Raw genomic sequence first — 17,687 nt, forward strand, 5'->3', positions numbered from 1 at the left:
GTGTCACACAGTAGAGGCTGTGACGATAATGCGTCGACGAATCCAAGCCGGAACGTGAATTATCAACCGATCAGGCACCATCCGAGGCGGCTAAGTGACACATCACTATCGCCTCGCAATTGTTATGCCGCAACGATATTCATGCAAGGAATGGTTTGGCGAGATGCTCAAGCGTGTCCCACAGTTGGTGCTCACGCGCCGGACTGTAGGACTCATCGGACGAAGGCGCTTCGCTACTTCGGTCGATGTAACCTCCGTTTGGCGCCTTGGTTCGACCCAGTGCCGCATCAGCGAGATATCGACCGGCTGCGGACTTTTTGGTGGCCATGGGCGTGAGGGCCATCAGTGGCATGATCCGAGCCATCGCGAACCGTTGAACGGCCCCGGCCTCACGCGCAAGGTCAGTACCGGGAACGAAACCAGGGTTGAAGCCGACGACGTCGACACCCGAAGGCAGACGGCGGGCATACTCGTGAATTGCGTAGATCGCGGCAAGTTTGCTCGTCGAGTAAGCGGTACGGCCTGCGGTCACCGACTCCGGCGCTGCAAAAGCGCGGACTCTGGCGAGCGTCGCCGGGTCTGCGGGCCACACGGGTCCGGGGACCATTCCCATGTTGTGTTTTAAGTCCCCGAAGTGAGTGTCGCTGACAGTCACCACAATCCGGGAGGGCGACTGCAGATATGACTCCAAGGCACGAATGAGGACGTGGTTCGCCAACACGTTGACAGCAAAGGTCGTTTCGAATCCGTCGCGCGTTTCAGTGAGGTCGTTGGTGTGCTGCAGTCCGGCGTTTGCCACGATCAACCCGAGCGGCGGGAGTTTCCCTGAATCGATGTCCGCGGCGATGCGGCCTGCAGACGATCTGACATTGTCGAGAGCTGACAGGTCGGTAGGGATTGAAGTGACGTGGTGTCCCCGATCAGTCAGCTCCTTCGTCAACGCCTGGCCGCCGGCGTTCCGGGCGAGTATTACGAGGCTGGCATCGGGTTCGGCTTCGAGTAGCCGGTGGACGGCGACATTCCCAATCCCTTTGGTAGCTCCGGTCATGATGATCGTGCGAGACATAAACTCTCCTAATTGCAAAGCGCTGCGTCGCAAGACCGTTGTTCGACGAGGTATTCGTGCGATGTCGGGCATCGGTCGGTGCGCTGGCAACGACCTTTCCGCAGTGCGAGAGATTCAGGAAGAGGTCGGCTGAGGCTGAGGACTGCCAGTACCTAGGCAAGGCCCCCCGCCAACAGCGCACAATCGAACAATGGAGACAAGTAGATTCGGCGAACTGTTGCACCAGTGGCGTGATCGACTGGCCCCGGTCGACGCCGGCATCGCCGTGACGTCGCGTCGTCGAGCACCAGGCTTGCGCCGAGAAGAACTCGCGATGTTGGCCGGACTGTCGGTGGACTATGTAGTTCGACTCGAACACAGCCGCGCCATTCGGCCATCCGCGCAGGTCGTCGGTTCGCTGGCCCGCGCACTTCAGCTCGATCGCTCGGAGCGAGACCTCCTGTTTACCAGCGCCGGACTCTTGCCCCCGCAGGACGGCACCGTCAAGACTCACATACCGGCCAGCGTGCAGCGCCTCATCAACCGTCTCGCAGACGTACCGATCGGAGTTTTCGCCGCCGACTGGACACTGCTGACCTGGAACCGACCGTGGGTGGCGTTGCACGGAGATCCCGAGCTGCTACCCGCCAGCGAACGCAACCTCGTGAAGGCGATTTTCGGCGATGGCCCCGGACACCGCGCCCTGCGCTCTTCAGCCTCAGGCGCCAACCCAAAGTTCGAGAGCAGTATCGTCGCCGATCTACGACGCGCAGCGGCACACTATCCACACGACCGTGCCCTTCGCGCACTGATCAGCGATCTGCGCAGTTCATCTCCAGAGTTCACCCAACTGTGGACAATTGCGGTCCCGTCCGAGCATTCCTCCGACCGCAAGACCATCGCACATCCGTTGGTGGGCGACATCACGTTGGACTGCGATGTTCTCGATGTGCCGGGTGCCGACCTCCACGTCGTCACCTACACCGCCGCCAGCGATACCGAGGATCAAACCAAGCTGGACCTTATTCGCCTCGCTCCTAACGTCGCTGCATCTGCGGAGACGGGCTCGGCAGACTCATACGCACTCGATTGAGGCGCATTCCCCGACGTGCCGGTCCTCCCGGTCAGCCTCCTCGGTCTGCTGCAGTCGAAACGTGTCGATCTCTACGGGGATGCGACTCGGGATGACTCCCCCGGCACACCGAGCTACGAGGTCGATCCTCAGGTGTGTTCGAACAGGGACACGATGATCCCGTCCGGGCCACGCACGTATGCCATGCGCACGCTGTTCTTGTACTCGCCGATGCCGCCTATGAGTCCGTAGCCGTCGACAGCTAGCTCGTCGACAACCTTCTCCAGGTTGCCGACCTCGAATGACAAATTGCGCAGGCCAAGCTCGTTGGCCATCGCTGTGGGCGATCCGGCCACGTGGTCGGGCGTGACGAAGCTCGAAAGCTCGAGCCGGGACCCTCCGCCGGGTGACCGCAGCATCGCAATCTCACAGTGTGCGCCCGGGATCCCGCAGACTGTCTCCACGAATTCGCCCTCTACAGCCCCGGTGCCCTCGACTTCGAGACCCAGTTTGACGAAGAACGCCGTGGCCGAGGCCAGGTCAGCGACGGTGACGCCGACGTGGTCGAAACGTAGTACGTGCGCCATCGGATCAATCCTTCACTGGTTGTCTGCCCATTCGATATGGAGACGGGCTACCGCTAGAACCACCACATATTACATCCGATGAATCAACACAGCGCTCGCCACGCGCCAGCCTCTCTTGCGCTGAACACAAAGGCAGGCAATCTTTTTCAGTCACAGTCGACGGCTACAACGCCTCCGGTCATTCACCGCGACCAAGTGATACACCGTCATGCGACGTCGCCCCCAGGAACAGTCGGTGCCAGTCCACGCGCGCAAGGCGTGACGCTCCCTCGCGGCATTCCGTGAGGAGGCGTCATTCCGGGATTTAGTCGACGGTGATGACAGTTTTACCGGCGAGCGTGCCGCTGGCGGCGTCATCGTGGACGGCTCGTAGCTGCTGCAACGGTCGGCGATCGACAACGGCGAGCTCGAGGCGGCCGTCATCCAGGCGGGACACCAGGTCGGCCAGGTGGGAGCCGTTGGGCGTCACCCACACGCTTGCAGTCCGCACCGACCGCGCATCGTCGGCGGGCACGGCGCCGGCGGAGCTGACCGCGATGCCGCCGTCGGCGACGTACGAGGTCAACTTCGCAAGTCCGTCGGCATCGAGGCGCACGTGATTGACGACAACGTCGAAGGGGCCGTCGACCGCGGTCGGACCCGCGTCGAGGTCCAGGGGGCCGGTGACCTTCGTGGCACCGTAATTGCGCAGGCGTTCGGCATGTTTCGGTCCGTCGACCGCGGTGACAGTAGCGCCTGCGTCGACCGCTAGCTGGACGACCAGGCCGCCCACTGCGCCGCCTGCTCCGTTGACGAGCACACGCTGCCCTTTCTGGATGTCGGCCAACTCGATGGCGGCCTGCCGGGCAGCGAGGCCGGCGAGCGGAAGCGCTGCAGCATCGGTGAGAGCCACCGTGGTGGGCGCGGCGGCGAGAAGGTCGGCCGCGATCACCGCGTACTCCGCCGCGCCACCATGCTGGTCCAGCGGAAACATGCCGACGACCTCGTCGTCAATCTGCAGGCCGCTCACGCCCGCGCCTAGTTCGACGACCGTGCCTGCAACGTCGAGACCGGGCGTGATCGGCAATGGGGTGGGAATGGCTTCCGCGAGCACTCCTAGGCGGACGTGGTCGTCCACCGGGTTGAACGACGTGGCAACGACTTTGACCAGCACCTGCCCGGATCCCGGTACGGGGCGTGCCACTTCCTCTTCTTGCAGAACCTTGGTATCGCCGAACTGGTGGTAGCGAATCGCTTTCACGGACTCTCCTCGTGTGTCGTTACTGGGTCCAGCGCTGTACGTGCCGGCCCACCCGTTGACTTGCCTAGGCAAGTGTCACCAAGATTGACTGACTTGCCCAGGCAAGTCAAATGAGCGATTGATGTAGAGTCGGATGCCATGACCGCTTCGCCGCATTGGCTTGACGAGGACCAGCAAGCGATGTGGCAGGACCTGCTGACCGTCGTCATCGCACTGCCCACGTTGCTCGACCGTCAGTTGGAGCAGGACGCCGGTACGTCGAACTTCGAGTACAGCGTGCTCGCACGCCTGTCCATGGCCGAAGACCTGACGATGCGACTCGGCGACCTTGCTGCGCAGTGCAACAGCAGCCAGCCCCGGTTGTCGAAGGTCATGGTCCGTTTCGAGCAGCGCCAGTGGGTCACCCGCCGCCCCGACCCGGGCAACGGGCGCTACACACTTGCCACGCTGACCGAGGCCGGGCTGCAGAAGGTCGTCGACAGCGCGCCCGGCCACGTCGAACGCGTGCGAGAGCTGGTTTTCGACCCTCTCAGTGAGACTCAGCAGCGTGATTTCGGCGCCGCGCTCGCCCTCATCTCGACCACGGTGCGCCAGCAACTCAATGGCGCCGAACTTTAACCGGCACAGGCGGAGATACCCGCGACCATCACCACGTCCACCGCAGGACGTGACAGCTACGAGTATGCCCAGATCTTATAGTGCGCTTGATCTTTCGACACTGCGACGCGATCATTCAATCCCCCGAGTCACCCCGAGCGGGGTTCCATATCTCAAGTTGGGCGGAGAGGTTCGTCAGAGACGAAGTGATCCCTTCACCGCAGACAACCCTGCGAGCGCTTGATCGATGTGATCGGGCCATTCCCGCGGTTCGACCCGATGGACTGCCGAATCGCCCGCAAATGCACTGGAAATCACCACATTCGGTTCCAGAGATGCCAGCAGTTGCAGACTTTTGGCCAGCGCGCGGGCATCGCTGAAGGCCTCAATATAGCCGCCCGTCCAGGCACCCGACGCGCTTACGAAGAGCAGGTCACCAGTGAACAGATAGCGGGCACCGTCGGCACCCGGCACCAGATAGCACGTACTACCCACGGTGTGTCCCGGCGTCGGTATGACCTCAATGCCGTTGTCGTCGATGTGACGTTCTGCCAAGGGAATATCGACTCGGGCGTACTTGCCGATAGCGTCGGCCTCTGCCGCCGGAGCGCGCAACCTCGACCCGAATCGCTCGGCAATGCGGCCAACATCGGGCCTGCCTCATCCACATGGGACAGGTAGTGGTCGACGAAACCGCCGTGACGCTCCATTTCGTCGAAATCTGCATCGCCGGCAACCGAGTAAAACAAGGCATTCCTGTTTCCGGACCACAGATAAGCGTGTGTGGTCAAGCCCGGAAAGGGATTGTCCTCCTGCGTCTCCCACACATCAGGCAATACTTGTCGCATCACGATCCTCCTCATGGGCAGCAATTTTGATCCACGGTCCATGCTGCAACCTCAAGCCGGGTTGAAGTCAAGGGGATGCGAAGCGTCGAGAAGTGAACGGCGGACGGATGTTTTCAGGCGTCGTTGAAGTTCAATGACGTGGACAGATCGCGATGTGCGTCGATCTGCTCCAGCAAGGTTCGCGCCTTTCCCTCAGCAATCTCAACCGCATCGGCGCCGGCCACCCACCGCAGCGGCGGCTCCGCCGAATCCGCCAACTCGATAAGCGCGGCAGCCAGCTTGACCGGGTCTCCGGGTTGCTTACCGTTCATGCCCTTCCATGCTTCGATTGTTGCCGCCGTGCGCTCGGCGTAATCGGGGATCGACAACTCAGGCCACAGTGTCGAGGATCCCTCGACCAACAGGTCGGTACGGAAGAACCCAGGCTCGACGAGCATTGTTGAAATCCCGTACGGGGCAACGTCGAAGCGCAGCGACTCCATCCACCCTTCGACGGCGAACTTTGACGCACAGTACGCGGCGACGAACTCCTGACCGACCAGACCAGCGGTCGAACTCATCGTTACGACCTGGCCGCTTCGCTGCTTGCGCATCACCGGCAGCACCGCACGGGTGACGTTTGTTGGGCCGAAAAAGTTCACTTCCATCTGGTGGCGGTACTGCTCCGGACTGATCTCCTCGAAGAACTCCGCGTAGAACAGACCCGCGTTGTTGACCAACACATCGATCCGGCCGAACCGCTGGATCGCCGCTTCGGTCGCTGCCGCTGCTGCGGGCGGGTCGGTGATGTCCAGTGACACCGCGAGCAGGTCCTCACGCTCCCCGAACACATCCGTGACCCTGGTTGCATCACGCGCGGTCGCCACCACCCGGTGGCCGGCGCCGAGCGCTGCCCGGGTGATGTCCACACCCATCCCGCGCGCCGCACCCGTAACGAACCACACTTTATTCTCGGCCATGTCGAGATCCTCTCTCTCGTGTGGTTCCAGTCAACAGGCCGACGGCGTCGCGAGGGAGTGTCCAATGATCCAGGAACCAGCAGACACTCCCTGATCGCGGACGGAGGTCGTAAAGTCAGAAGCACTCATGAGTCGGGACGACGGTGTCGACGAGTCCCCACGTCGCGCGGAAACGCTGATCGAGCCGCAACCACGAAACCAAGAGCTCATACCTACCGGCTCAGAAGCCGTGTCCTGCGGCCGCATCGCCGCCGTGCTATCGACGGTCGCCGGGAGACATATTGCGCACAAACAGTTTTCAGGACCTCACCTCTGGGAGCGAATGGCGCGGGATGTGCGTCCACGTTCGCAGAAGTGCCGGTCTTCATTGCCTTGCCCTCACTCCTGATCGTGCGCGATCGCGCGCGTCACTATGGCAGTGACAAAGTCTTGGTCGATTGGTTCGCGTGAGAACCAGCGGCGGTAGAACAGGGGGCCGAGGAGAAGTGCGATGGTCGTTGCGTGTTCGTCGTTCGGTCGTGGCTCGCCGCGATTCGCAGCACGTTCGAGGATCGCCCGCAGCGGGGCGGCGTGGCCGCTTTGAATCTTCTTGTGGATGTCCGCGAACGCAGGATCGCGCTCTGAGGCGTCGATGATCGACGGCAGTACCGAGGACCAATTGGCTGTCTGCAGTAGGTGTGAAATGTTCGTCAGCGCCGCCGTTAGATCGCCTTGGACCGATCCGGTGTCGGGAATCTGCTGGTGTTCGGTGATCTGAGAGCAGGCATCGAGGACGAGCGCATTGCGGTCTGGCCAGTGACGATAAATGGTCGTCTTGGCCACACCGGATCGGCGGGACACCTCGTCAATGCTGAAGCCACCTACCCCGCCTTCGTTCAGCAGTTCTTCGGTGGCTGCCAAAACCGACCGTTTCGAGCGCTCGACTCGGCTATCCACCCTTGCCGACGTTGCCCCCGTCGGCTCACCCTCCGGTACTCGATGTGGCATCGATGTTGCTCCTCTCGAAACGCTACGCTACGGTACCGTAGCATTACTCCCCATTCAAGAAGGAAGACGCGGTCCATGCATTTCGCTTCAGTACGCATCATCACCGATAACCTCGACCGACTGGTCTCGTTTTATGAGCAGGTGACCGGAGTCAAGGCCGAGCGGCCTGCGCCGCCCTTCGCCGAATTCGTTCTGCCATCGGCGACGCTGGCTATCGGACACTCCCAGACGGTCCCGCTGTTCGGTGCCGGATCGGCGCGGGCGGCCGCCAACCACAGCGTCATCCTCGAGTTCCGCGTCGACAACGTCGATGCGGAATACACCCGCCTCTCATCGCTCGTCAGCGAATGGGTGCAAGAACCCACGACGATGCCCTGGGGCAATCGCTCAATCCTGTTCCGCGACCCCGACGGCAACCTGGTCAACCTCTTCACCCCCGCGACTGAGGACGCTATCGAACGGTTCCAGGGCCGTTGACAATTCATGCGCGGCGACCCCGCCGATGACAGCGCTTGGCTTGCGGGTGCCGTGTACAGCCAACGTCGCCGACAACCGGTCGCAGTGACATAAGGCTTCTGTCCCAGGCGATTCGCCGACAAATAGGAACATGAGGCGCAGAACTGCCTCAGGACGGATCGACGCTCATATCCCCCGTCTCGGGTGTCCCTTCGACCAAGCCGTAGCGCAGATGTACCGCTCCTCTCTCACCGGCCACCGGCGGTTCGAGCAGGGTGAGGTTGGTCGGCACGGCGCCACCGTCGAACACCCGCTTGCCCACACCGAGCACGATGGGGTGCACCCAAAGGTCGAGCCGGTCGAAGAGCTTCTCGCGCAACAGGGTCTGTACCAAGTTCAGGCTCCCGACAACCTTGATGTGTTCGTGCCGATCACGGATCTCGCGCACCGCCTCGGCCAGATCTGGGCCGAGTTGCGTCGACCCCGCCCACGAAAGCTCAGGCTTGCCACGGGAGGCGACATACTTCGGAACGCCATTGAAGAGCGTGGCAAACCCGTTGTCCTCGCCTCCCTCCTGATGCGGCCAATAAGCAGCAAAGATGTCGTACGTCCGCCGGCCGAGCAGTAGGGCATCCGTGCCCTCGTATGCAGCATGTACCTGTGCACCGGTGGCGTCGTCGAACAGAGGCGCCTGCCAGCCACCGAACGGGAATCCCTCCGGATCCTCGTCGGGGCCGCCAGGCGCCTGCCCGACGAGGTCGAGGGTTGTGAACAGCTCGATGTGGATCAGGCCCATGGTCAGCTCCGGTGGTGTTGGATGCTTCGGTCAAAGGGTAGACCTGTGAACGCCTTCAAAATCATCGCTTGCGCCCGATCGCAAGTGGATCGGGATAGTTCATGTACTCCCCGGCCCTACGTCTCGTCGAGCAGTGTCGCGACGAGCAACGAGGTCGTGGTGCGTTGCCAGTGCTCCGGCGTCCAGCCGATGGTGTTCGTTGCGACGAAGTAGTTCTCGACGCTGGCGATCAGGAAGGCAAGGTCGGCGGCGTCCTCAACGCTGAGCCCGCTGCGAAGCGCATCGCGATCGGCCAGCAGGTCGGCCAGCGCGCGGTACGCGGTGCGGCGCTGTTCCTCATTGACCTCCCACTGCACCGCAAGGTCGGAATCGCTGCCGATGGTGCCGCGGACGACTGAGAGCAACGGAGCGACCCGCTGCAAGATATCGCGGTCGCCGGCCATCCAGAGCTCGATGATTCGGACCGGGTCGGATTCGGCCATCACCTCGTGGAACCACGGGCGGTCGAGCAGCGGCACCGGCTCGGCGTCGCCGACTGCCGCGATGTCGAGTGCCTCCTTGAGCAGCGTCGCCTTGTTTCCGAAATGGAAGTAGACCGTCTGCGTTGCGACGGCAGCGCGCGTAGCGACCTGGTCGAGAGTTGTTGAGCCGTAGCCCTTGTCGAGGAACAGGTCCGCCGCTGCGGTGATAATCCTCCGTCTGGTCAGCCGCGTCTTCTCGGCGCGGCTGACAGGTGTCGGTTCGTCGTTGACGGAAGTGATCATTTGCTAGAGACTACTCTAGCGAATCAGTCGCGCTGGCCAACGCCGGTCCGGTCCACCGAGGGCGAAGGCGCGTAGTGCTTCGTTGAACTCGTGCGGGGCTTCCAAGTTGCAGAGATGCCCAGATCCTCTGAGCACGATCAGTTCGGAGCCGGCGATTGCGCCGCGGAGCGCCTCCGCGACGGTCAGCGGGGCCCGGACGTCGTGATCGCCGTACACCAGGAGTGTCGGAATCTCGATGCTGGGAAGCACGTCTCGCAGATCCACGGCGGAGGCCCGCGCCATGGCTCGAAATCCGACCGGTCGAACCGCCAGAAGGCTCGCGCCGAACCTGTCGACCACGTCCCATGGGGTCGAACCGCTGAACATCGTCGGGAGCAGTGCGTCGACCAGTTCCTCAGGCGAGAGGTCGGCCAACTCCAACGCCTGCCGTAGCCGCTGGTCGGCCACCTCAGAAGGCAACGACCCACGCCAGCCCGCATAAGCCGATACCAACGTCAGAGAAGCCGCGATGTCCGGGTGACGCCGGCACAACTCCAATGCCAGTGATCCCCCGAACGAAAGCCCTGCGACATGTGGATTGTCGAGCCCGAGATTCGCGATGAACCCGGCAAGGTAGTCGGCGTACTCCCCCATGCCGGTGCCCGGGGGTGGATCAGAAGAAGATCCGGCGCCGGGTGCATCCCAGGCCACCACCGTGAAGTCGTCAGCGAGCCCGTCGAGTTGCGGCCGCCACGTTCGCGGGCCGTCGCCGACGTAGCCGTGGACGAGGATGAGCGGGGGTCCGTGTCCGACCCGTTCGTATGCGATCAGAAGTCCCTCGACCTCAACCATGTCCATGGCTCGCCCTCCTGCGACGCAAGCGCTCGACACCCAGATTCCTCCGATTGACGATGCGGGGCAAGGGTTGCGGCATCTCCGTCGCGTCGTTCATAAAGCAGCGAGGCCAACACGAACATTCAGAGCCGGTTGGAGGCTACGATTCTGGCGAACAGCGTTCGACAGAGTGTTGTTGAGTCGGGGGGCACACGTGAAGATCAATCGGTCTACGGCTGCACTGGTATCGGGAACTCTGCTGGCCACAACCGCTCTGATGGCGGGGCAAACATCCCTCGCCTATTCCGCACCGTCGCATCAGCGCACCGAATCAATCGTGCAGACCTCATCCCCGATCACCTCGGTCGTCGAGTCAGTTGTTCGCGTCAATATTCCGCTTCCCAGTTCGGTAGGCGCACATCCAGCTGCCTGCGATTGGCTTTCGTACCAACGGTATCGCGCCGTCGACGGGCCAACGGCCTCCGCGAACGCGGACAAGATCTTGATTGCTCAGCCTGGCGTTCTGGAAGGGGCGGCAGCATTCGACAGCGTCGCGCGCAATACGGTGGCCGCAGCCGCGGCCGGCGGCCGGCACATCGAGTTTTGGGCTTTGGATAGGCGCTCGAATTGCTTAGAGGATCACACCGGAATCGACGCGGCGGTCGCCAACCAAGACATCAACTTCGCCATCGATTACTACTACGGGCAGGGCGCCATCGATGGACGGCGATTCGCCGGGTTCGTACCCGATTCCGATCTGGCGTGGCTCTCCCACATCGGAATCGAGCAGACGGTCGTCGATCAGTACGAACTGCTGAGCGCCGAACTACCTGACCCGGCGTTACGGCGAAACAAGGTGCTCTGCGGTGGCCATTCGCTTGGTGGCTCACTGACCGCCTATTTCGTCCAATGGGACTTCGATGGACAACCTGGTTACGAACAGTGCTCCGGCTACTTCGCTCTCGACACCACGATCAATACGACGTTGCCACTGGGAGACATGTCGACACTCAACGCGCTGGTCCCCCAAACGTCTCTCGGAATGGACGCTCTGGATGGATTGACCACCCGCGGACTGGTACCCCGATCGGCAAACCTTCCAGCACTGATCAACCCCGAGACCATGAACCTTCTCGGCCTTGTCGGCACCGCCACCCACATCGATCCCGACAGTGAAACCCAGTTCCTGAAGAGTGTTCGCAACAACAATATCGACAATTCGCTGCGGCTCCTCTTTTCCCGTGACGCAGCGGGTCTCGCCACCGATACGACACCGCTCAGAGATATTCGCCTCACCAACGCGGCACTCCTCGGCGGGTTGATGGACAACAACTCCCAACCCTTGGCATTTCTGCAAACCTCCGTCGGCATGTTCGATGGCGGATTACTGGCCGACAAGAACTTTCCCCTGTCACACGACCTCAATGTCGCAAACCGTCAAATTACTGCGGGAATGCTCGGTCCCGATCCCCTCGTCATACCTGCGATCGCACAAGGCCCGCTCTATACGTGGCAGAATTTCAACGAGGTGACCAGCAGTGCGCCTCTCGATCGAGACGGGCGCCCGTACACCACTCCCGCCCACGAAGTCACCGACATCAACGACCTCGCCAGGAGTCTGGCTGAACATCCCCTGGATTTCACGGAGCAGTACTTCCCGATGAGGCTCTTGGTCGAGAGCGTCCTGGGACCCACCACGCCCGCGATCACCAACCACCTCCGCCACCCCGCGGGCCTCACCGCCCACCCAACCTTGAACCTCCTCGGCGGAAGTGGCATCACCGCCGGTGTGATGACCACCCAAGAAGATCTCCCCAACGGCAGGACCGTCATCGCCCCCGGTTACCACCACCTCGACGTCCTGACCGCCGCAGCCCTGCAAAACAACGGAACCGCGGACCCCATTTCGACCAACTTGGCCGAGTTCGCTACCAAGTAGCTTCTAGACTCCGGCGTGGCCGTATTGCGTGCAGTCTGGTGGGTGTTGGCATTCCTCGCAGCTGCGAATGCCGTCTGGGTCGGTAGCTGGCCGATGTCGAACGAACCTCGTTCTGCAGTTCGGTCACCAGCGCAACAGGATCGTCGACATACACACTGACGTATTTGACGAACGCGTCCTTCCGGAAACGCAGGAACAGCGCGGGCAGTTCGATGAAGGTCCTCGCCTGCCAGAGGCCATTCTTCCGGGTGTCCCACTGGACAGTAACTTTACCGCAGGTATAGTTAATTTGGTGACGCACACCACCGCCGAGGATGTGGTGCCCCATTTGGGGCCCGACAGCCTCGGCGTCGCATTCTTTCGAAAGTTTGCGCAGGAGCCCGTCTCCGACGTGCGTCGGCGGGGAGGAATGGCAGACCTGTCCTCACCGCCGCAGGATGCGGCGCGTTCCCGGGTGAGGCCAACCTGGGAATTGACTTACTGACCGAGGAGTTCGAAATTGCCTGAGTCGATGGACCTGGACAACATCCGGAAGCGTTACGCCGACGAGCGAGCGCGACGACTTCGGGCGGACGGTACCGGTCAGTATCGGTACATCGAGGAATCGCACGACCCGTGGGCGCAGCCGATCGATCGCGCCTCGATTGAAGACGAGGTCGACGTCGTACTGATGGGTGCGGGGCTTTCGGGGCTCGCCTTGGGCGCGATGTTGCGAATGGAGGGCGTGGACCGCATCTGCATGATCGATAATGCGGGTGACGTGGGCGGTACCTGGTATTGGAATCGGTACCCGGCAGCACAATGCGATGTCCAGTCCTACATCTATCTGCCGCTCTTGGAGGAGATGGGCTACATCCCGACCGAGAGGTACGTCTACCAACCGGAGATCCTGGAATACTGCCGGTCGATGGCTCGAAAGTTCGACCTCTACCGTGATGCGTATTTCCAGACCGAAGTCGTCGATGCGGTGTGGGACGATGGCGACGCACGGTGGACGGTTCACACCAATCGCGGAGATGTCGTCAAAGCGCGATTCGTGGTGATGGCGGGAGGGGCCCTACAACGGCCCAAGTTACCTGACATCCCCGGTCTCGAAGATTTCAGTGGTGCGCTGTTCCACTCGAGCCGTTGGGATTACGGCTATACAGGTGGAGGGCCGGGGCCAAAAGGTGGCGGTATGCCCAACCTGGCGGACAAGCGCGTCGGAGTGATCGGCACCGGAGCGACTGGGCTGCAACTGGTGACACCGTTGGCGGAGGCCGCGCAACACTTGTCCGTCTTTCAGCGAACACCAGTAGTGGTGCTTCCGCGGGATAACCGACCCACAGACCCAGCCTGGGCCGCGACTCTGGAGCCCGGCTGGCAAGACCGCCACATGTTCTCGTTCAACGAGCAGAACGTGGACCTGACTGCGGAAGATCTCATCGACGACGCCTGGAGCCACACGGTGTTTCCGGTCGTGGCGAGTCACAACAAGGGAATGTACGGAAGCAGCGAGGATCTCAAGCAGGCCGAGCTCGACGATCTGACCGGCATGGACGTCGCCCGCGCCCGGATCGCGTCCATCGTGAAGGATCCCGATACCGCCGCCGCGCTGATGCCGAACTTCCGCATGCTCTGCAAACGAGCGTCGTTCCACGACGACTACCTGGAGTCGTTCAACCGACCGAATGTCACCCTGGTCGACACGAAGGGTGCGGGGGTGGAGAGGGCGACCGCCACCGGAGTTGTCGTGGACGGCCGTGAGTACGAACTCGACTGCCTGGTCCTCGCCACCGGTTTCGACATCGGCCGCGGACTGCTCAAAGCCTGGGGCGTTGACCCCGTCGGCATGAACGGAACCCGCATGACCGAGTATTGGGCCAAGGGCGCACGCACTTTCCACGGTATGCATGTGCACGGTTTCCCGAATCTGTTCATACACGGGCCCGGCCAAGTCGCTCCGGCCTACAACTGGACGAGCAGCGTGATCGAGATGGGCCGGCACATTGCCTACGTCATCGCAACGGCCCGGGCCAGGAACGTGCAGCGCGTGGATGCCACCCCAGAGGCCGAAGAGTACTGGCTCGACGTGCTCGGAGAGTCGCCTTCCGCTCTCGTTGAATACCGAAGGAACTGCACCCCTGGCTATTTCAACAATGAGGGCAACGTCCGAGCAGGTGCCTCCTCGAACTTTGGACATGGCCCGAATGCGTTCTACAGCATTCTGCAGAAGTGGCGCGCAGACGATCTCCTGACGGGACTCGAATTGATGTGACGGTTGCGTTCAGGCTGTCTGCTCGGGGCAGCTGGACAAGACCGCGTCACCGCCGTCGGGCTCGCTCTCGAGAACCTCACGGTCGAAGATCATCATTTTCGCGAAATAGATTGCGCCGGAGAGGACCAACCCGACCACGATCAACTCCGGAATCCGGGCATCGTCGGGGGTGATGAGGACAAACAACGCTCCTGCCACCCAGATCAGCGCGGCAACGGCGACCGGTTGCTCGAAGCGACCAAGGCTGAATCCATCGTCCCTGCGCTCCAGGTGCTTGCGCACAGCCAGATACAGGATCACGATCGAACCGTAGATGAGTGCGGGCAAGATCGTCGACCCGATGATCAACTGCAGCAACGCTTCACCGGGTAGCGCGACCATCAGGATGACTCCGATGACCAGGATCAAGAGCGTCGCATACACCGGGGTCTGGGTGCGCGGGTTGACCCTCCGCATCAGTCCGTGTGCGGGGAAGCGCTTGTCGCGGGCCATCGCGAACACCTGCCGTGAGCATGCGGCCATCACCACCATGCCGGCTCCGAAGATCGCAAAAGCGATGCCGGCCAGGAGGAACCGCTCCATCACCGGCCCCAGCTGATCCCGGATGATGGCCGCGACCGGTGACCCACTGGCGCTCACCGCGTCCACGTCTTTGATCGCGACGGTGAGTGCGAGCAAGAACAGCAAGCCGGCGACTCCGGCTGCGACCACCGATGCCACGATGGCGCGCGGGACACTGCGAAACGGATCTTTGGCCTCCTCAGCGAGATTCGCCGCCGAGTCGAATCCGACGAGCGTGGTCAGGCCCATCAACATCCCCGCCATCAGCCCGCCACCGATTGCGAAGTAGTTGCTCTCGCCCGCGGTGATCCCGCGGGAGGTCAGATTGCTGACCTCGCCGCTGCCGGTGAACACCACGACTGCAACCAGTGCGATCACCAGGACCACAACGATGCCGAGTTCGATGGCCACCGCAGCAGACGTGATCATTCCCAGCAGTCGTGTGGAGGCGATCACCAATGCCGCCTGAATCACCATGATCACCACGGTGATCACCCGAGCGGTGCCCTCGTTCTCCTCCATACCGACCAGTGGCATGAACGCCTGGCTCGCAAGCGCGCTGTCCATTGCGACCACTGCGATCGCCAGGTACCAGAACGTGAGCCACCCGAATAGCCAACCGATCTTCGGGTTCGCCAGCCGTGAGGCCCACTGGTACGACGAGCCGCTCAGCGCGATCCGCGCCGCGAACTGAGCGACCACTAGCGCGACCAGGGTTTGTCCTACGGCGGCGACCACCCAGAGCCAGAGTCCGACTGGTCCTGCAGTCGAGAGCAGATCACCGTACGTCGCGAAGATTCCGACGGCCACCGAGATGAATGCAAACGATATGGCGAATACCTGATACGACCCAAGTGTTCGTTTCAGCTCGTTCGTCGCGAGGGGCTCAGACGAGAGTTTGTCCGCAGTCTGGTCGTCGGCAAAGGAATTGGCCACCTTGGGTACTCACCTTGTTCCGGAGGGCACCCCAGGCCTGGTGGCCGGAATGTCGACCACAGGCTAACCCGGTTGCCGCGTAAATATCGTCCAGTAATCGAGACCGGGGAAATAGGGCTCAATTCGCCGAATGGCTGAAATCGGTAACAGGGCAACGTGCAAGGCACAGGATCAGTTGCGAGATTGGGTTCCGTCGGTCTGGTCGAAGAATCGCCAGTCGCCATCCACGTTGACCTCCATACGGAACCCCAACTGGCCCGATGGAACCTCACGGTTCTTGAACCATTTGTAGGCGTCTTCAGCGTTGTTGAACTCGACCTCGTCGATGACGTCCTCGTCAGGATTGAGCACTCGATATTTCGCCATGTCTCCCTCTCCTCGACTTGCGTTCCCGTGACACTCCGCGGGTCGTTGATCCGGGTACCCGTCAGTTCGCAGGACTACACATCGGTCAGGTCTCGGTCGTCTCGACCGGGCTCCTGCGCCGCCGGACGATACCGGTCACAACGGCAAGGATCGAGCCAACGGCGAGAACTATCGCCGACGCGAACGGAAGTGCGTTGTCGATGAGTCCCACGATGAGGACGACCGGGATTGCCAGTGCCGGCCACGGGATGATCGTTCGCCAGTTGCCCGAACTCCACCCGAGGATGGCGCACACTCCGGCGATGAACAACGCCAGCCCACCGCACAGGACCCAGCGTCCGGCAGCGCTGAGTTCACCGACCGGATGCAGGACGTACTGCTCGATCCCGACACCAAGGAGGGCCGCACCCAACGTGATTGGCAGATGTCCGTAGATGTAGCCATCGGCGCGTCCGCTACCGACCGCACTCTCATCATCCTGTATCTCGGTCTTCGCTTCGGCGCCACCGATGTCGAAGTACATCCACCACACCGAAGCGGCGATGGTGAATCCCAGCGCTGCCACCAACGAGGACGACCAGGCCCAATGGGTGTCATGCATCCCGAGGACGATGGCCGAGATGGACTCGCCGAGTACCAGAATAACGAAGAGGCCGAAGCGTTCCGGTAGATGTTCGAGGTGCAACGGCACGTCCGGGCCCCACCGGGTGGCCGCGAATGGAGCCATCGCCTCTATCGCGATACCGACCGCCCACAGGATGTAGGTGGTCGGCGATGGAGTGAACAGCGAGACAGTCCAGATGACCACGCTGATGACCGTCGCCGCGAAATACAGATTGATCGTGACCCGTACTTCGCTGATGTGCCACCACGCACGTAGGTACAGACCGGCGAGGATCACGCGGGTCGCGATGTAGCCGACGCCGAACGCCACGGTCCCGTCAGCCCCGACGGCGGTGGATGCGCTGGCCGCCATCACCGCAATCGCAAAGGTGGCAGCCAGTTTCAGCACGCGATACACGACGTCGTTGGTGTCGAACCGGTTTGCGTACAGCGTGGTGGTCACCCACGACCACCACGTGACCACGAACAGACCTGCGAAGACGGCCACACCGTGCCACCCGAGATCATCCTTCAGTGCCAGCGCCAACTGATGGATGACCAACACATAGGCAAGGTCGAAGAAGAGCTCGAGTCTCGTTGCCGCACGGTCGTCTTCGGTTCGCAGTCGCGGCGGTTCTATGAGCGGAGTGCGCTGGTCGCCACCACTGGTGTCGCCGGCGTTCTCCGATTGATCGCCCGAAAGCCCCGGTGTGCGCTCACCCATTTGTGAGTTGTCCTTACTGTCGGCCCAACGATGCGCATTGAGCCAGAAGCGGCACAATCACTCCCCCGTCGGTACCCCGTGCCGAGGGGACGCAAACCGTGCAGCTCCACTATTTGGTATTGCTATGTACCGGTACT

The 17,687-nt window shown here is 62.1% G+C and carries 16 protein-coding genes and 1 pseudogene; 5 read left to right on the plus strand and 12 right to left on the minus strand.

Annotation, left to right across the window (positions count from 1 at the left end; all coding sequences use genetic code 11):
* Positions 1–139: 139 nt before the first annotated feature.
* On the minus strand, positions 140–1,066 hold the full coding sequence (locus AC1TQG_RS19755) for an SDR family NAD(P)-dependent oxidoreductase (protein WP_482139525.1): 927 nt from the start codon (positions 1,064–1,066) through the stop codon (positions 140–142).
* A 190-nt stretch (positions 1,067–1,256) separates the two neighbouring features.
* Between AC1TQG_RS19755 and AC1TQG_RS19760 the strand changes: the two genes are divergently transcribed.
* The gene (locus AC1TQG_RS19760) at positions 1,257–2,138 is read left to right on the plus strand and encodes a helix-turn-helix transcriptional regulator (RefSeq protein ID WP_482139526.1); all 882 of its coding nucleotides are present in this window, start codon (positions 1,257–1,259) and stop codon (positions 2,136–2,138) included.
* A 128-nt stretch (positions 2,139–2,266) separates the two neighbouring features.
* Here AC1TQG_RS19760 and AC1TQG_RS19765 read toward each other — a convergent pair whose 3' ends face one another.
* A complete protein-coding gene (locus AC1TQG_RS19765; RefSeq protein WP_482139527.1) occupies positions 2,267–2,704 on the minus strand; it encodes a VOC family protein in 438 nt (145 codons plus the stop codon).
* Positions 2,705–3,008: 304 nt separating this feature from the next.
* Positions 3,009–3,944 (minus strand): NADP-dependent oxidoreductase, encoded by a 936-nt coding sequence (locus AC1TQG_RS19770; protein WP_482139528.1) that lies wholly within the window; start codon positions 3,942–3,944, stop codon positions 3,009–3,011.
* A gap of 138 nt (positions 3,945–4,082) precedes the next feature.
* On the opposite strand from AC1TQG_RS19770, the gene AC1TQG_RS19775 reads away from it, so the two are divergent.
* The gene (locus tag AC1TQG_RS19775; RefSeq protein WP_482139529.1) at positions 4,083–4,562 is read left to right on the plus strand and encodes a MarR family winged helix-turn-helix transcriptional regulator; all 480 of its coding nucleotides are present in this window, start codon (positions 4,083–4,085) and stop codon (positions 4,560–4,562) included.
* Between the two features lie 174 nt (positions 4,563–4,736).
* Here the strand turns inward: AC1TQG_RS19775 and AC1TQG_RS19780 are convergent.
* The 3 genes and pseudogenes from AC1TQG_RS19780 to AC1TQG_RS19790 form a co-directional block, all read right to left on the minus strand.
* A pseudogene (locus AC1TQG_RS19780) lies at positions 4,737–5,389 on the minus strand (MBL fold metallo-hydrolase).
* 113 nt (positions 5,390–5,502) lie between these two features.
* Entirely contained in the window at positions 5,503–6,348 is an 846-nt protein-coding gene (locus AC1TQG_RS19785) for an SDR family NAD(P)-dependent oxidoreductase (RefSeq protein ID WP_482139530.1), read from the minus strand.
* Between the two features lie 378 nt (positions 6,349–6,726).
* Positions 6,727–7,335, minus strand: a complete 609-nt coding sequence (locus AC1TQG_RS19790) for a TetR/AcrR family transcriptional regulator (protein ID WP_482139531.1) — start codon at positions 7,333–7,335, stop codon at positions 6,727–6,729.
* A gap of 75 nt (positions 7,336–7,410) precedes the next feature.
* Here AC1TQG_RS19790 and AC1TQG_RS19795 point away from each other — a divergent pair, with 75 nt between their 5' ends.
* On the plus strand, positions 7,411–7,812 hold the full coding sequence (locus AC1TQG_RS19795) for a VOC family protein (RefSeq protein ID WP_482139532.1): 402 nt from the start codon (positions 7,411–7,413) through the stop codon (positions 7,810–7,812).
* Between the two features lie 148 nt (positions 7,813–7,960).
* Here AC1TQG_RS19795 and AC1TQG_RS19800 read toward each other — a convergent pair whose 3' ends face one another.
* The 3 genes from AC1TQG_RS19800 to AC1TQG_RS19810 all read right to left on the minus strand — a co-directional run bounded on the left by AC1TQG_RS19800 (position 7,961) and on the right by AC1TQG_RS19810 (position 10,188).
* A complete protein-coding gene (locus tag AC1TQG_RS19800; RefSeq protein WP_482139533.1) occupies positions 7,961–8,587 on the minus strand; it encodes a dihydrofolate reductase family protein in 627 nt (208 codons plus the stop codon).
* Positions 8,588–8,703: 116 nt separating this feature from the next.
* Positions 8,704–9,351: a TetR/AcrR family transcriptional regulator gene (locus AC1TQG_RS19805; protein WP_482139534.1), complete on the minus strand. Its 648-nt coding sequence runs from the start codon at positions 9,349–9,351 to the stop codon at positions 8,704–8,706.
* Positions 9,352–9,366: 15 nt separating this feature from the next.
* Positions 9,367–10,188, minus strand: coding sequence for an alpha/beta fold hydrolase (locus AC1TQG_RS19810; protein WP_482139535.1), 822 nt, complete (start codon positions 10,186–10,188; stop codon positions 9,367–9,369).
* A gap of 253 nt (positions 10,189–10,441) precedes the next feature.
* On the opposite strand from AC1TQG_RS19810, the gene AC1TQG_RS19815 reads away from it, so the two are divergent.
* Entirely contained in the window at positions 10,442–12,103 is a 1,662-nt protein-coding gene (locus AC1TQG_RS19815) for a hypothetical protein (RefSeq protein ID WP_482139536.1), read from the plus strand.
* A gap of 499 nt (positions 12,104–12,602) precedes the next feature.
* Entirely contained in the window at positions 12,603–14,360 is a 1,758-nt protein-coding gene (locus AC1TQG_RS19820; protein ID WP_482139537.1) for a flavin-containing monooxygenase, read from the plus strand.
* A 9-nt stretch (positions 14,361–14,369) separates the two neighbouring features.
* Here AC1TQG_RS19820 and AC1TQG_RS19825 read toward each other — a convergent pair whose 3' ends face one another.
* The 3 genes from AC1TQG_RS19825 to AC1TQG_RS19835 all read right to left on the minus strand — a co-directional run bounded on the left by AC1TQG_RS19825 (position 14,370) and on the right by AC1TQG_RS19835 (position 17,550).
* Complete coding sequence (locus tag AC1TQG_RS19825) at positions 14,370–15,857, minus strand: APC family permease (protein WP_482139538.1); 1,488 nt, start codon at positions 15,855–15,857, stop codon at positions 14,370–14,372.
* Between the two features lie 171 nt (positions 15,858–16,028).
* Positions 16,029–16,223 (minus strand): hypothetical protein, encoded by a 195-nt coding sequence (locus AC1TQG_RS19830; protein ID WP_482139539.1) that lies wholly within the window; start codon positions 16,221–16,223, stop codon positions 16,029–16,031.
* A gap of 85 nt (positions 16,224–16,308) precedes the next feature.
* On the minus strand, positions 16,309–17,550 hold the full coding sequence (locus AC1TQG_RS19835; RefSeq protein ID WP_482139540.1) for a low temperature requirement protein A: 1,242 nt from the start codon (positions 17,548–17,550) through the stop codon (positions 16,309–16,311).
* Between the last annotated feature and the right edge of the window lie 137 nt (positions 17,551–17,687).

It is taken from the genome of Williamsia sp. Y844, assembly GCF_056786475.1.